The 14,427-nt window shown below is 73.6% G+C and carries 13 protein-coding genes; 4 read left to right on the top strand and 9 right to left on the bottom strand.

Annotated elements, in window-relative coordinates; all coding sequences use genetic code 11:
* From IH54_RS0100405 to IH54_RS0100395, 3 genes are all read right to left on the bottom strand, one after another.
* On the bottom strand, positions 1–1,767 hold the full coding sequence (locus tag IH54_RS0100405; RefSeq protein WP_043179371.1) for a fatty acyl-AMP ligase: 1,767 nt from the start codon (positions 1,765–1,767) through the stop codon (positions 1–3).
* Between the two features lie 696 nt (positions 1,768–2,463).
* The gene (locus IH54_RS39125) at positions 2,464–3,291 is read right to left on the bottom strand and encodes an alpha/beta fold hydrolase (protein WP_052396904.1); all 828 of its coding nucleotides are present in this window, start codon (positions 3,289–3,291) and stop codon (positions 2,464–2,466) included.
* 137 nt (positions 3,292–3,428) lie between these two features.
* Entirely contained in the window at positions 3,429–4,880 is a 1,452-nt protein-coding gene (locus IH54_RS0100395) for a beta-ketoacyl reductase (RefSeq protein ID WP_052396903.1), read from the bottom strand.
* Between the two features lie 475 nt (positions 4,881–5,355).
* On the opposite strand from IH54_RS0100395, the gene IH54_RS0100390 reads away from it, so the two are divergent.
* Positions 5,356–5,784 (top strand): hypothetical protein, encoded by a 429-nt coding sequence (locus IH54_RS0100390; protein WP_031511977.1) that lies wholly within the window; start codon positions 5,356–5,358, stop codon positions 5,782–5,784.
* Between the two features lie 80 nt (positions 5,785–5,864).
* On the opposite strand, the gene IH54_RS0100385 is transcribed toward IH54_RS0100390, so the two are convergent.
* From IH54_RS0100385 to IH54_RS0100365, 5 genes are all read right to left on the bottom strand, one after another.
* Positions 5,865–6,929: a GDSL-type esterase/lipase family protein gene (locus IH54_RS0100385; RefSeq protein ID WP_052396902.1), complete on the bottom strand. Its 1,065-nt coding sequence runs from the start codon at positions 6,927–6,929 to the stop codon at positions 5,865–5,867.
* Positions 6,926–8,395: an MFS transporter gene (locus IH54_RS0100380; protein ID WP_052396901.1), complete on the bottom strand. Its 1,470-nt coding sequence runs from the start codon at positions 8,393–8,395 to the stop codon at positions 6,926–6,928. The genes IH54_RS0100385 and IH54_RS0100380 overlap by 4 nt, the downstream gene beginning before the upstream one ends.
* Positions 8,396–8,619: 224 nt before the next feature.
* Positions 8,620–9,459, bottom strand: coding sequence for a class I SAM-dependent methyltransferase (locus IH54_RS39120; protein ID WP_107060054.1), 840 nt, complete (start codon positions 9,457–9,459; stop codon positions 8,620–8,622).
* Positions 9,460–9,511: 52 nt separating this feature from the next.
* Positions 9,512–10,345, bottom strand: coding sequence for a cyclase family protein (locus IH54_RS0100370; protein ID WP_078861807.1), 834 nt, complete (start codon positions 10,343–10,345; stop codon positions 9,512–9,514).
* A gap of 29 nt (positions 10,346–10,374) precedes the next feature.
* The gene (locus tag IH54_RS0100365; protein ID WP_031511970.1) at positions 10,375–11,610 is read right to left on the bottom strand and encodes a serine hydrolase domain-containing protein; all 1,236 of its coding nucleotides are present in this window, start codon (positions 11,608–11,610) and stop codon (positions 10,375–10,377) included.
* A 138-nt stretch (positions 11,611–11,748) separates the two neighbouring features.
* Here IH54_RS0100365 and IH54_RS0100360 point away from each other — a divergent pair, with 138 nt between their 5' ends.
* From IH54_RS0100360 to IH54_RS0100350, 3 genes are all read left to right on the top strand, one after another.
* Positions 11,749–12,396 (top strand): nitroreductase family protein, encoded by a 648-nt coding sequence (locus IH54_RS0100360; RefSeq protein WP_031511969.1) that lies wholly within the window; start codon positions 11,749–11,751, stop codon positions 12,394–12,396.
* Positions 12,397–12,711: an ArsR/SmtB family transcription factor gene (locus IH54_RS0100355; protein WP_031511967.1), complete on the top strand. Its 315-nt coding sequence runs from the start codon at positions 12,397–12,399 to the stop codon at positions 12,709–12,711.
* 68 nt (positions 12,712–12,779) lie between these two features.
* On the top strand, positions 12,780–13,757 hold the full coding sequence (locus IH54_RS0100350) for an LLM class F420-dependent oxidoreductase (protein WP_031511966.1): 978 nt from the start codon (positions 12,780–12,782) through the stop codon (positions 13,755–13,757).
* A gap of 34 nt (positions 13,758–13,791) precedes the next feature.
* Here the strand turns inward: IH54_RS0100350 and IH54_RS0100345 are convergent, their stop codons facing one another.
* Positions 13,792–14,286 (bottom strand): MarR family winged helix-turn-helix transcriptional regulator, encoded by a 495-nt coding sequence (locus IH54_RS0100345; protein ID WP_031511964.1) that lies wholly within the window; start codon positions 14,284–14,286, stop codon positions 13,792–13,794.
* Between the last annotated feature and the right edge of the window lie 141 nt (positions 14,287–14,427).

The following is a 14,427-nucleotide window of genomic DNA, read 5'->3' as shown; positions in this document are numbered from 1 at the left end:
TCAGCCCACCGGGGCGGGCAGCGGGGCGGCCACGAGACGGGCCACCTGGCGGTCCAGGTCCTGGTGGACGGGGTCGAGCGCGTCCTCCAGCAGCAGCGCCCGCATCAGGGTGCGCTGGATCTTGCCGCTGGTGGTCTTGCGCACGGTCGCCGGGCGGACCAGGACGACACTGCAGCTGGCCTGGAACTCGCGGCGGACGTGGGCGCGGATTTCGGCGCACAGCGCCGACGGGTCCTGCGCCGCGGCCCGGCGGAACTCCTGCACCAGGACGAGGTGCTCCTCGCCGCCGTCGACCGAGAAGGCGGCGCCGGCGCCGCCGCGGAAGGCCGGGTGCAGGGCCTGCACCGCGCGCTCCACGTCGTGCGGGTAGATGTTCCGCCCGTTGATCAGGATCATCTCCTTGAGGCGGCCCGTCACGTAGAGCTGCCCGGCCTCCAGCACGCCGAAGTCGCCGGTGCGCAGCCAGCCGGAGTCCGTGCCCGCCGCGGAGACGACGCCGGCGTCGAAGATCCGCGCGTTGACGTCGGGGCGCTTCCAGTAACCGGAGGACACGCTGGCGCCCTTGACCCAGATCTCGCCGACCTGCCCCTCGGGCTGCTCGGTGTGCGCGTCCGGGTCGACGATCTTCACGTCGAAGTCGGCCGGGTCGACCACTCCGCTGCTCACCAGCGTGCGCGTGCCCGCGTCCGGTGCGGCCTCGGCCAGCCGGCCCTGCTCCAGCGCCGCCGCGTCGACGGTGCGGTAGGCGGGACTGCGGTCGGCCGGGGTGCCGGAGACCAGCAGGGTGGTCTCGGCCATGCCGTAGCAGGGGAAGAAGCTCTCGGCGCGGAAGCCGGCCGGGGCGAAGCGCTCGGTGAAGGCGCGCACGGTCTCGGCGCGGATCGGCTCGGCGCCGTTGCAGGCGTGCCGCCAGCTGCTCAGGTCCAAGGTGGCGAGCTGCTCGTCGGTGATCCGGCGCACGCACAGGTCGTAGCCGAAGTTGGGGCTGCCGCTCACGGCGACGCCGTATTCGCCGATCATCTGCAGCCAGCGCACCGGTCGCATGAGGAAGGTGACCGGGGCCATCAGCACGGTCGAGCCACCCGCGTAGAGCGAGTGGAGGATGTGCCCGATCAGGCCCATGTCGTGGTAGGCGGGCAGCCAGCAGCCCATCCTGACGCCCTCGCCGGTGCCGAGCGCGTGCGCGATGGCCAGCTCGTTGGCCAGCAGGTTCGCGTGCGAGACCATGACGCCCTTGGGCTCGCTGGTGGACCCGGAGGTGTACTGCAGGAACGCCAGCGAATCACCCGCCAGCCGCGGCCGCGTCCACTCCCCCGCCGCGCCCGGGCCGGGGTCGTCGCTCGCCAGGACCTCGATCCCGGTGGCGCACGCCGCGCGCAGCCAGGCGCTGACGTCCGGCTCGTCGGCGGAGCCGGTGAGCACGGCGCGCACCTCGGCGTCCCGCAGGATGCCGGTGAGCCGCGCGGACTGGTTGTTCTCGCCCGGCAGCGGCGCGGGCACCGCGACGGCACCCGCGTAGAGGCAGCCGACGAAGGCCTTCACGAATTCCAGGCCCGAGGGGTAAAGCAGCAGCACCTGACCACCGGACGCGCCCCTGCTCTGCAGCCAGGAGGCGATCCGCCGGGCCTCGGCGTCCAGTTGCGCGTACGTCAGCCGCTGCGCGACGGCGTCGGGCGAATTGCCGGGCAGGAAGACGTACGCTTCCTCGTCCGGCCGCTCGGCGGCATGGCGCAGCACAAGCTCGGTGAAATTTTCCTGCCCTCGCAAGACCGTCCCCCGATCTCCACACGTGCGATACGACGCGTCGCCTGCGGCCGGACGCCCGGCCGGCGGCGCGCGGGAGGCGCCGTCCCCTGCCGGGACGGCTCGATCCCGATGCCCGGATCAGCTGTTCTCGGGCGCAGCCGACCACGGCGGCGTCACTCGAATCAATGTGAAATCATTCCGCCCGACCCGTGAATCCCGGTGAATTACCAGGAAGCACACCGGCCGAGTTCCTATTCCCGTCCCATTGCCCTCAGTTCGGACCGCGACTTTCCGTGCAGCCCTTTGCTGGTGGACGTTTTCGACAGTATCAGACGTCCAAGACACGCGCGGCTGCCATTGTGGGCCGCCCGTTCGACCCGGCGTTATGGGCACTCGATTTACGGGCTTGCACCCCGTACGACCGGCTCGTCCGGATCAGGCGACTCCATCCGTTATCGCCCCGCGGACGCAGCCTCGCTTCGCCCGCCGCGGCGGGGATTTGCGGTGGATCGGGCGGACTTCACGGGCGGCAGTGCAGAATTCACGCGTCCGGTGGCGAGCGGCGGCGCCAAGCCGACGCCAAGTGCATTGTCAGAAAAAGCGGAGCAATGGGGGCCGACCCGGTGGTTCGCGTGTCGAAGCAGCCCGCCCGCGAGGTGCTGCGGACGATTGCGCCGGGCCGGGACGGAACGAATCACCGCACGGCGCGCACCGTCTTCATTCCGTCGCCCGGGGCAGCCCGCGCAACCATGCCTCGAGTTCGCGGGTGACGAATTCCGGTCGCTCCTGGTGGATCCAGTGGCCGGTGTCCCGGACGGCGAGCACCGTGGTGGCGGCGGTGGCGTGGGAGCGTTCGAGCGCCTCGCGGCCCGGGTCGCGGTGGAAGGCGAGGACGGGCTGCCGCCGCCGGGCCAGCAGCGGGCCCGCCTGCGCGGCGAAGCGCAGGGAGCTCGGGGCGTCCAGGTTCTGCCGCAGGCTGCGGGCGACGACGAAGGGCGGCATCCGCTCGATGTCGCGCCGGTGCCACTCGCGCAGGTGCTCCGGCCCGGTGGCGGCGTCGATCCGGGCGATCAGGCCGGCGGCGTCCCCGGCGACCCGGGCCGGATCGGACTGCCGGGCCATCGGCAGCAGGCGCTCGCGCTCCTCGGGCCTGCCGCCGTAGTCGGGGTCGACCAGCGCGAGCGCGGCCACCAGCTCCGGGTGCTCGACGGCGAGGAGAGAGGCCAGCGAGGCGCCCATGGAATGCCCCATGACGACCGCGGGCCCCGGGGCGAGCCGCGCCAGCACCCGGACGAGGTCGCCCACGAACTCCGCCGCGTCGTAACGGGAGTCGGGCGCCTGGCTGGCCCCGTGCCCGCGCAGGTCCACCGTCACCGTCCGGCACCGCCGCCGCAGCGCCGGGAGGAGGTGGATCCAGCTGTCGGACGTCCCGAGCCAGCCGTGGACGAGCACGGTCGGCACGCCGAGCCAGCCGGGCGCCGGGGCGCGGTCCGGGAGGTCGTCGGTGCAGAAGAGCCGGACGTCGTCGAGTTCGAGGAAGGGCATGCGCAGATCTCCTGGGCCCGGGGGCGGGGTGTCGGTGCGTCGGGGGACGGGGGCGGGCGTGCTTGCTGCGGGGGCGGGTGTTCTGGTGGTTCGGCGGGGCAGCCGTCCGGGGCTGCCGGGGCCCGGGGCCCCTCGGGTCACACCGGGGTCTCGGACGCCGCGGCCCACGCCGCCGGCGGGAGGGGCCGAAGCAGCGCCCGCAGCACCCCGGGCACCCGCGCCGGGTCGGCGGCCGGCGCGCGCAGCCGTGCGGTGTCCAGCCGCACGGGTACGAGGACGGGCCGGCCGGCGCCGAGGGCCGCGTCGAGCAGCGCGAGGCCCCGGCGGGGGGTCAGCCCCAGGACGCCGCTGCGAGCCGACCGGTGGAGTTCCAGCGGGCCAGCCGTGCCGCCGCGTTGGGCCCACGGGCCCCAGGCCAGGGACAGTGCGGGCAGTCCACGCGCCCGGCGGTGGTGGGCCAGGGCGTCCAGGAAGGCGCCGGCGGCGGCGTGGTTGGCCCGGCCCGGCGCTCCGAGCACCCCGGCCGCGGAGGAGAACAGGACGAACGCGGTCAGGTCCAGGTCCTGCGTCAGCTCGTGCAGATGCCGGGCGGATTCGGCCTTCGCGGCCAGGGCACCGGCCATCCGGTGCGGGGTCAGCCGCGTCAGGACGCCGTCGTCCACCGTGCCCGCGCAGTGCACGACGGCGGTGATCGCGGGGGCCCCGGGCGCGGGCGCGAGCAGGTCGGCGAGGGCGGCCCGGTCGGTCATGTCGCAGCCCGCGACCACCGCCCGGGCGCCCAGCCGCCGCAGGTCCGCGGCCAGGGTCGTGAGCCGCGCGTCGGCGGCGCTCCGGCCGGCGAGCACCAGCCGCCGTACGCCGTGGGCACGTACCAGGTGCCGGGCGACCAGCCCGCCGAGCGCGCCCGCCGCGCCCGTGACCAGGACGGTGCTCCCGGGCCCGAACCCGCTGCCGCCCGGTGCACCGCCGAGCGGCGCGGCGACCAGCCGGGGCACCCGTACGACGCCCTCCCGCAGCGCCTGTTGCGGCTCGCCCGAGGCGACGGCCGCGGGCAGCGCCTTCCAGGACGCCTCCGTCCCGTCGACGTCCAGCAGCGCGAAGGCGTCCGGGTGCTCGGCGAGGGCCGCGCGCACCAGACCCCACAGCGGTGCGTGCGCGAGGTCGGGCACGTCCTCGTCGGTGTCGGCGGCGACCGCGCCCCGGGTGACCACGACGAGCCGGGCACCGGTCCGGCCGCGGCCTGCCAGCCAGGACTTCAGCAGGACCAGCGCGCCGGGCGCGGCCCCGGACGCCCCGGCCGCTCCCGCGCCGCCCGGCGGCGGCAGGAAGGGGGCGAGCACCGTGGGGTGGCCTACGGCGGAGGCCGCGTCGGGATGGACGGCGACGGTGTCCCCGAGCGCCCGGAGGGCGGCCACCAGGGGTGCGCCGCCGCCGAGGACGTTCCAGGTCCGCCCGGCGGGCGGGGCCGCGGCGGCGGGGCGGGACCGCCAGTCCAGCTGCAGCAGCGCCCTTCCCGGGTCGCCGGCCCTCGTCCCGGACCAGGACCCGGCCCCGGGCCGGGCCCCAGGGGCGGCTGGCAAGCGGTCCATGGGCTCGTTTCCTCGTCGTCGGGAGCCTAAATCGATTCGCCTGCGCGGACGTTCCGACCGCCGTCCGGCGGGACCGGCGGCGCCGTTCCGGAAAAGGAATTCGGCCCTCGCCCGTACAGCCCGGGCATTCGCGGGGAGGCAGCATCCGGCACGGCAATTCTGCATCTCCCGGGGATTCCCCGGATACCGGTCGTACGGCCGGGAGGAACCTGGTCCCAGGACCAGGAAGGCGCACGTCGGCCGCGTCCCCGGCACTTGGCGGGTGTCCCTCGGGGCGGCCTGGGGCACTGTTCCCGCAAGGCGGTTCTGCGATAGCGTCGGAGCGGAGCGGTGAACGCGACCCGGCGGTTTTCGTCCCGCTGCCGAAGGACACCGCCACAGCGCTGCCGTTGCACCGCCGTTGCGTTTCCGCCGGATTCGCCGGAAAACCGGGCACGAAGAAACGACGAAACGACGAAGGAAGCAGAGGCGCACGATGACCGCGTTATCTCCCGCCGACCGGACCGGTGTCATCGAGGAGGCCCGGGCGGCCCTGGACGCCTTCCTCGACGGGCTCAACAGCCACGACATGGAGCAGTGGACCGCCACCCTGCACTTCCCGCAGATCCGCGTGCACGAAGGCGCGGTGACCGTCTGGCAGACCCCCGAGGAGTACCTCAAGGAGTCGCAGGGCGACCTCACCGCGCTGCTGGCGTCCGGCTGGCGCCGCAGCGGCTGGCTGGAGGTCGGGTACCCGCAGGTCTCCGCGGTGCAGGTGCACGCCGCGGTGCGGTTCGGCCGGTACGACGCGGACGGCCGGCTGCTCGGCGTCTTCGACTCGGTCTACGTCGTGACCCGGCAGGAGGGCCGGTGGGGCGTGCTCGCCCGTATCGGCTTCGACTCGGGTACGGACGAGCAGGCCTGACAGGAGGTCCGGAGCGGCGGGACGGGCCCGGGGGTCCGTCCCGCCGCTCCGGACCGGGTCCGGGGCCTGCCGCGCCCGCCTCAGGGCGCCGCCGGCGGCCGCAGCAGGCCCTCCAGCGCCGGGCCGATCCGGGCGGCCAGGACGTGCTCGCCGTCCGCGGTCGGGTGCAGCCCGTCGGCGAAGTGATCGCCGGCCTCGTCGACCGGTACGACGGACAGTCCGTCGACGATGTGCAGGTTCCGGTCGCCGAGCCCCTCCAGCACCCGCACCGCGGCCACCGTGTGGTCGCGCACCTGCTCCAGCGTCAGCCCGACCTTGTTGGGGACCCGTTCGCGGGTGGGTGACGCCAGCGGGGTGATGACGGCGAGCGGCAGGTCGGGGTGCCCGTCCCGGACGGTCTCCACGAAGCCGCACACCGCCGGGCCCCAACTGCGCGGGGAGAAGCTCTCCCGCAGGTAGACGTTGATGCCCAGTTCGACGGAGATCAGGTCGGCGGGCAGGCCCCTGATCGTGCGGGCCACCACCGGGTCGAGGTGCGCCTCGCCGGCGAAGCCGAGGTTGTGCAGCCGCCATCCGCGCCGGGCCGCGGTCAGCGCGGCCCAGGTCTCCGACGGCCCGGCGGCGAACATGCTGTGGGTGAGGGAGCTCCCGTACGCCACCCAGCGCGGGCCCGGGCGCTCCGCGGCCAGCAGCGCGCGGTGCCCGCGGAAGCCGACCCGCGCCACCTGGGTGCGGCCCAGGTGCGGCAGCCACACCTCCACGTCGTGCGGGCCGGGGCCGCCGGCCGCCGGCCCCTCCGTCAGCGGGACGACGACCTCGCACGCGCCCGAGACGGCGGCCCGCCGCACCAGCGCGCCGTCGACCCGGACGTCCAGCGGCGCGCTGCCGCCGGTCACGTCCAGCCGCAGGGTCAGCTCCGCTGCGTCGGTGCGGACGCCGAACCGGACGCCGGCGGGCATGGCCGCGCAGCTCGCGAACCCCTCGGAGGGCGTGGTGGCGAGCCGTTCCGCCGGGATCCGCCGGGGCAGCCAGCCGTCCGCGGTGCGCTCCAGATCGGCGACCCCGTCCCAGGACAGCACCGGGTCGTCGGGCGCGAACCACTCCACCGGTCCCGCGTCGACGCGCGGCGCGACCGTCCCGCTCATGCGTGCTCGCTCTGGAGCCCGGCGTCGGAGGGCTCGGCAGCGGGCGCCCCGGCGTCGCCCTTGCCGGCCGCCGCGCCCCTGGGCGCGCCGAGGCCCACCGCGGAGGCGATCACGCCGACCAGCGAGAAGATGCTGACGGCGACGAAGGCGTGGTGGTAGCTCTGCACCCCGGAGCCGCTGGAGCCGGCCAGCACCGCGGCGCCCACGGCGACACCGAGGCCGCCGCCGAGCTGCACGGCGGACTGGATGAGCGAGGCGGCCAGGCCCTGCTTCTCGTCCGGCACCCCGCCGACACCGGCGATGTTGAAGCTGAGGAAGCTGGTGCCGTTGCCGAGGCCGTGCAGGATCAGGGCGGGCAGCAGCGCGGCGGCGTACGAGGCATGGGCTCCGGCCCGCAGGAACAGCACGATACCGAGGCCCTGGAGCACCATGCCGATCACGGCCGGCACCCGCAGCCCGGCCCGGCGGATGAGCCGGGGCGCGAGGTTGACGGCCACCAGGATCGAGGCGGCCATGGGCACGATCGCCATGCCCGCCTGCAGCGCGCTGTAGCCGAGCACGTCCTGGAGGTAGAGCAGCGCGACGAACTGCCAGCCGATGGTCGCGCAGGCCCAGACGACGCCGACGACGTTTGCCGTGGACAGGGTGCGCGAGCGGAAGATGGCGAGGTCGACGAGGGGGTCCTTGCGGCGGCCCTCGATGAGGACGAAGGCGACCAGCAGCACGACCGCCACGGCGAGGCCGGCCACCGTGGACGCGGAGCCCCAGCCGACGTCGGAGGCGCGGGTCAGGGCGAACACCAGCAGCAGCAGCCCGGCGGTCGCCGTGACGGCGCCGACGACGTCGAAGCCGCGGCGCGCCCCCTGGCGGGCCTCGTCGGGGGCGACGACGCTGCGCACGAGCGCGAGCACGAGGGCGGCCACCACGAACGGGACGAAGAAGGTGAGCCGCCAGCTGATCGACGTGAGCAGCCCGGAGAAGACCAGGCCCGCCGCGTAGCCGCTGGCACCGGTCAGACCGAACACGCCCATCGCCCGGTTGCGTTCCGGCCCCTCGCGGAAGGTCGTGGTGATGATCGACAGCGCGGCCGGGGCGATGAACGCGGCGGCGACACCCTTGACGACGCGGGTGAGGATCAGCAGCGACCCGCTGGAGACCAGGCCGCCGACGAGGCTGACGACGGCGAAGACCGCGGTGGCCCAGAAGAACATGCGGCGCCGGCCGAAGAGATCGGCCGCCCGCCCGCCCAGGAGCAGGAAGCCGCCGTAGGCGACGGCGTAGCCCGAGATGACCCACTGGAGCTGCTGGGCGTCCAGATGCATCGAGTGCTGCATCTTGGGCAGCGCGACGCCCATCAGCGAGACGTCCATGGAGTCCAGGAAGAGCTGTGCGCACAGCACCAGGAGCAGCAGGTTGCCGCTGCTGCCCGTGCCCGGCGCCGAGGCTTGAGATTGACGCTCCGTCATCGTCCCCACCGTTCCGTTGCGGCAGACATGGTCTGCAGCTCAATGATTGGGTCATAAACGTAGCAGTGCAATCATCTTCCATCCAACTGTTTGACAGTAGATGGGAGGTCGGCTTTCCCGCCGCCGGAGCCGGTGCGCGACGCGGCAGGGCGGCGCCCCCGCCCCCCGGGTGCCGTGCCGCGGCATCCGGGGGGGGCGGGGGCGCCGCCCCCGGGGCCGGCCCGTCAGTCCTGCCTGGTGCCCCAGGCGGTGAAGACGGCGAGGGAGAGGTCGTGGAAGCCGGGGTCGTTCAGCTCCCGGTAGGCGGCCTCGAAGTCCTCGTCCGTCGCCCGGCCCGCGGCGACCGCCGCCTCCCGGGTCTGCTCCAGCGTCAGCTGCCACCACGCCGCCTCCGCGTCGCCGCCGGCGATCCGCTGGAAGCGCGCGTCGTAGCCGATGCCGGTGAGGCCCTTGCCCTCCAGGGGCACCGGAAGGCTGCGGGCCCACTCGGTGTCCGTGCCCACGGCGCTCTCCAGGTGGTCCCGGAAGGCCCGCATGACGGTGCGGTAGGCCGGGTGCGGGGAGTCCTGGATGGGGAAGAAGGACGGCTCCTCCAGCAGCAGCACACCCCCGGGCCTGAGCCAGCCGGCGAGCCGGGCCACGGCCTTCTCCGGGTCGGGCAGGTGGATGACGACGTAGCGGGTGTGGATGAAGTCGAAGCTCCCCGCCGGGAAGTCCTCCGTGTACACGTCGTGCCGCAGCACCTCGACGCCGTGCTCGGCCAGTTCGTCGAGGTAGGTGGTGTCGAGGTCGGTGACGGTCACCTCGGCGCCCTGCTCGGCCAGCCAGCGGGCGACCGAGCCGCCACCGCCGCCGACCTCCAGGACGCGGTGCCCCGGGCGCAGGCCGCGGCGCCGGAAGCTCTCGCGGGTGTGCTCGTCCAGCACGGACTCCAGCAGCCGCAGCCGCTCGAGCTCGGTGCCCACGGCATGGCTGAACACGCCGTCCCTGTACCGCTCCTCGTTCCACTCCCAGCGCTCCCGGGGCGGGTGCACGGAGGCTGACGTACCCGATGATGAGGTCACGTGCGTTCTCCTAGGTCGGTTCCGGCTCGGGCCCGGCGGCCCGCGGAGGCGCTCATACGAACGCGAGGACGCGCGCCGGACCGCCAGTTCCCCCGGCGTGCTTGGGCGCTCCCACGACGAGCGTGGCGCCGACGTCCGGGACGGTGTCCAGGTTGGCCAGGTTCTCGATGCCGTACTTCCCCGCCGGGAGCAGTACCCGGTGGGTGAACGGGTCGGCCGGGCGGGTGCCCGGCTCCAGGCTCGGCGTGTCGGTGCCGACCCCGACGACGGACCGCTCCGTGACGAGGAAGTGCGCGGCCTCCACGGAGATGCCGGGGTAGCGGTAGTGGCCCTCCTTCTCGTCGAAGTTGAGGAAGGCGCCGGGGACGCCGATCCGTTCCGACCACCCGTTGTCGACCGCCAGCACTGCCTTGTCCGGGATACGGCCGTTGCGGCTCTCCCAGCGCAGCAGGTCGTCCACGGTCAGCTCGGTGACGTTGTCGCGCGCCGCGCGCTCGCGCACCCGTACCACCGCGAGCGGGGCGACGAGGGTCTCGGGCGGGATCTCCGCCACCGTCAGCCCGCTGTCGTCGAAGTGCGCGGGCGCGTCGATGTGGGTGCCGATGTGCTCGTTGAAGGTCAGCTCGAAGGCGTTGTACTCGTGCTCCGAGAGGTTGGCCAGCCGGGTGATCTTCATCGGCTGCACGTAGAGGTCGAACACCGGCCAGTCCTCGCCCAGGACGTGCGTGAGGTCGCGCAGGACGCCCCGGGGGACGTGGACCGGGGCCGCGCCCTCCGGCAAGGGCTGCGACCGCTGCGCCTGCTCCGGCGGCTGGGCGGGGACGGGCGTTTGCCGGCTCGGCGGCTCCGGGGACGCCGCCCCGAGGATCGTTTCAGGACCGCACATGGCGATTTGCTCCCTCTCTCGTTCCGCTCTCAGTCCACCAGGGCCTGGTTGACCAGTTGCCGCAGGCGGCTGTGCAGCGGATGGGCGCTCGACGGCATGAGCTGGGTGAAGAACAGGACGGTGATCTCCTCCACCGGGTCCACCCAGAAGACCGTCCCGGCCACGCTGTGCCACGCGTACTCCCCCGGGCTCGCCGGGACGCCGGCCGCGGCCGGGTCCTCGACCACGGCGAACCCGAGCCCGAACCCGACACCCGAGGTCGGCATCTCGGAGAAGACCGGCCGCCCCACGGAGGCCAGGTCGGCGCCGCCGGGAAGGTGGTTGCGCAGCATGTGCCGCACGGTGCGCGGCCCGAGGACCCGGGCGCCGTCGAACGTGCCGCCGCCGAGCAGCATCTGGGTGAAGCGGTGGTAGTCGGCGAGCGTGGTGACCAGGCCCGCGCTGCCGGACAGGCACGCGGGGCGGTGCAGCGCACCGGCCCCCAGGTGGTCGGCCCGCACGGCGCGTCCGGTGGCGGGGTCCACGGTGTAGAAGGCGGCCAGCCGGTCGGCCTTCTCCGGCGGGACGAAGAACGCGGTGTCGGTCATCCCGAGGGGTTCCAGGACGCGTTCGGCGTAGAAGTCGTCGAGGCCGCTGCCGGACGCGACCTCCACGACGCGGCCGAGCACATCGCTCGACACGCCGTAGTTCCAGGCCGTTCCGGGCTCGAAGAGCAGCGGGAAGGACGCCCACTGCTCGCAGCACTCCGCCAGCGAGAGACCGGGCGGGGTGGCCCACTCGTAGCCGTTCTGGGTGTAGATCTCGTCCACCGGGTGGGCCCGGTGGAAGCCGTAGGTCAGGCCTGAGGTGTGGGTGAGCAGGTGCTGGATTCTGATGGGCCCGGCGACGGGCGTGGTGACCGGCCGGGAGGCCGGTCCCCGCTGGTAGATCCGGACGTTCTCGAACGCGGGTATGTAGCGGCTGACCGGGTCCTGGAGGCCGATCGTGCCGTCCTCCACCAGGGTCATCGCGGCGACGGAGGTGACCGGCTTGGTCATCGACCACGCCCGGTAGAGGGTGTCCCCCTCACTGGGCAGGCCGTTCTCGATGTCGCGGTGCCCGTACTGCGCCAGGTGGGCCACCCGGCCCTTGCGCGTCACCGCGATCTGCCAGCCGGGCAGCCTGCCGTCGTCGACGTAGGCGGCCAGGTAGCGGTCGAGACGCTCCAGCCGTCCGGCGTCCAGGCCGACCTCTGCGGGGTCGACTTCGATCTTGAGCTCAGGCACCTTGTCTCCTCGTGATCCCCGGTACCATGGTTCGCAAGTTCGCAACGTATGGAACTATAGGAACAAGGCGGCTCGCACAACAAGGGTTTCCTTGGGCCGAGTTGGCATGACCATCGTCCGCGAAAGGGGCCCCGGGCCATGAGTCCACTTGACCTGTCCGTCGACGAACTGCTCACGACGACACGGGCCGTGCGCAAGCGGCTGGACCTGACGCGTCCGGTCGGACGCGATGTGATCGAGGAGTGCCTGACCCTCGCCGTCCAGGCCCCGACCGGCCGCAACCGGCAGCACTGGGACTTCCTGTTCGTGACCGACCCGCAACAGCGGGCGGCGCTCGCCGACCTGTACCGGGCCGGCCTCACCAGCCCGCGCGAGCCCGCCGCGAGCTCGACCGTCAACCGGGGCGACACCGCGGGCTGGGAGCGCATCGCGGACAGCGCCCACCACCTGTTCGAGCACCTGCACGAGGTGCCCGTCCTGGTCGTGCCCTGCGTCCGGGTGGCGGACCGCAAGGACCTCGACTGGCCGGTGCGCCGCGCCAACGTCTACGGCTCGATCTTCCCGGCGGTCTGGCAGTTCATGCTCGCGGCGCGCTCGCGCGGGCTCGGCACCGCCTGGACGACCCCGCACCTGCAGTACGAGCAGGAGGCCGCCGAACTCCTCGGCATCCCGTACGCCACGGTCGTCCAGACGGCGCTGATCCCGCTCGCGTACACGATCGGCACCGACTTCCGGCCGGGACCGCGCGTCGCGGCGGCAGAGGTGGCCCACTGGGACCGGTGGTAGGTGCGCACGCTCAAGCACCCGCTCCGCAGCGAGATCCAGCTCACCGACGTCTTCCACGCGCTGAGCGATCCGACGCGACTGGCCATCGTGCGCGGCCTTGACGGCGTGGGCGAGCGCTCGTGCAGCGGCCTGGACGTCCCGCTGTCGAAGTCCACGCTGTCGCACCATCTGAAGGTGCTGCGGGACTCCGGGGTCACGCACACCCGAATCGAGGGGACCCACCGCCTGATGTCCCTGCGCCGCGAGGATCTGGAGGCCCGCTTCCCGGGCCTGCTGGAGGTCGCCCTGCGCCGGGAGCCGTCCCCTTCCGGCTGATCCGCCTGCCGGGAGCCCCTGCCCGAGCACGTCAGAACCTGCCCCAGCCTGCCCGAGGGAGAGATCCAGTGGACCGGTACGGAGTGACGATCCCGCTGCGGACGGTGCCCCTGTCCGCGCACCGGCGCGTCGTCGAGCAACTGCCCGACCTCGGCTACACCGACGCCTGGACGGGCGAGGCAGCGGGCCACGACGGCTTCACCCCGCTCGCCCTGGCCGCCGCGTGGGCGCCGTCGCTGCGGGTGGGGACGGCGGTCGTCCCGGTGCAGACCCGCGGACCGGCGCTGCTGGCGATGACCGCCGCCACGCTCGCCGAGGCCGCGCCGGGCCGGGTGGTGGTCGGGGTGGGGTCGTCCGGGCCGCCGTTCGTGACGCGCATCAACGGCATCCCCTTCGAGCAGCCCTACCGCCGGGTCCGGGACACCGTGCGCTTCCTGCGGTCGGCGCTGGCCGGCGAGTTCGTCGCGGGCGTGTACGACTCGTTCACGATCGAGGGCTTCCGGCTCGCGTCGGTACCGACGCCGGCGCCGCCGGTCATGGTCGGCGCGCTGCGGCCGCAGATGCTGCGGCTCGCGGGCCGCGAGGCGGACGGGCTGATCATCAACTTCCTGACGGTGGGGGACGTTCCGCGGGTCGTCGAGGCGATGGGGCCCGAGGGCAAGGGCAAGGAGGTGGTGGCCCGGATCTTCGTCTGCCCCACCAGGGACCGGGACTACGCCCGGGCCCAGGGGCGGGCCATGCTCGGCGGGATCCTCAACGCCCGTACGTACTCGGCCTTCCACGACTGGCTCGGCCGCGGGGACGTGCTCGCGGCCAGCCACCGGGCCTGGCGCGGCGGCGACTTCGCCGGGGCCGCGGCGGCGGTGCCGGACGAACTGGTCGACGCGCTGCTCGTGCACGGCAGCCCGGAGGAGTGCCGCGCGCAGGTCGCGGACTACGTCGGGGCGGGCGTGGTGACACCGCTGCTCGCCGTCTTCCCCTCCCCCGAGTTCGGGGCGGGTCCGGACGGCATGCTGCGGGCGCTGCGGGCGCTGGCGCCCGTGTGACGCGGCGGGGCCGCCGGGCGCCGCGGACGGGGGCTCACGCCACGTCGAGGATCTTGATCATCAGCCGGGCCAGGGTCCTGCGCTCCGCCGGCGTGAGGGCCTGGAAGGCGCGGTCGAGAAAGCCGGGCACCCCGTTCTCCACCTCCGTCAGGGCGGCGAAACCGTCCGGCGTGGGCACGATGACGTTGGCCCGGCGGTCCTTCGGATGCCTTTCCCGGCGCACGAACCCCGAGTCCTCCAGGCCGTCGATGCAGCCGACCATCACGCTGCGGTCGATCCGCAGCTGCTCGCTGAGCTCCTGCTGCGAGCACGGGCCGACGTCGCTCAGCATCTTCAGCACCAGGTGCTGGGCCGCCGAGATGTCGTAGCCGGTCAGATCGGCGTCGATGGACTTCGCCACCAAGGTCGTGGCCCGGCACAGGCCGACGTCCGGCCGGTCGAGGGCGAGCCTGGCGAAATACTGCTCGCGCTTGATGTCGCCCACGACCCTGCTGGGCGAGGCACGGCGGATTTTCGGCGGGTTGCTCATCTGGATTCCCTCGGGCGGCTCTTCCTGCTGACAGGATATGGGGTACCAAGAATGTTTTCTGCTCTATTTCTTGCACCCTACCGCCTCCGACAGCCCGACGCGCTCTCCTGATCCTGTGAGCTTCGCCGCGCGGAGGCGGGC

The sequence above is a fragment of the Streptomyces sp. NRRL F-5123 genome (assembly GCF_000721495.1).
Taxonomy (GTDB): domain Bacteria; phylum Actinomycetota; class Actinomycetes; order Streptomycetales; family Streptomycetaceae; genus Actinacidiphila.
Note: the sequence above shows the minus strand (reverse complement) of the source record. Positions and strands in the feature narration are given on the sequence as shown.

Coding starts and splice junctions, on each gene's coding strand:
- IH54_RS39125 (WP_052396904.1), bottom strand. CDS start 3,291: ATGCCCTTCCTCGAACTCGACGACGTCCGGCTCTTCTGCACCGACGAC.
- IH54_RS0100395 (WP_052396903.1), bottom strand. CDS start 4,880: ATGGACCGCTTGCCAGCCGCCCCTGGGGCCCGGCCCGGGGCCGGGTCC.
- IH54_RS0100390 (WP_031511977.1), top strand. CDS start 5,356: ATGACCGCGTTATCTCCCGCCGACCGGACCGGTGTCATCGAGGAGGCC.
- IH54_RS0100385 (WP_052396902.1), bottom strand. CDS start 6,929: ATGAGCGGGACGGTCGCGCCGCGCGTCGACGCGGGACCGGTGGAGTGG.
- IH54_RS0100380 (WP_052396901.1), bottom strand. CDS start 8,395: ATGACGGAGCGTCAATCTCAAGCCTCGGCGCCGGGCACGGGCAGCAGC.
- IH54_RS0100370 (WP_078861807.1), bottom strand. CDS start 10,345: ATGTGCGGTCCTGAAACGATCCTCGGGGCGGCGTCCCCGGAGCCGCCG.
- IH54_RS0100360 (WP_031511969.1), top strand. CDS start 11,749: ATGAGTCCACTTGACCTGTCCGTCGACGAACTGCTCACGACGACACGG.
- IH54_RS0100345 (WP_031511964.1), bottom strand. CDS start 14,286: ATGAGCAACCCGCCGAAAATCCGCCGTGCCTCGCCCAGCAGGGTCGTG.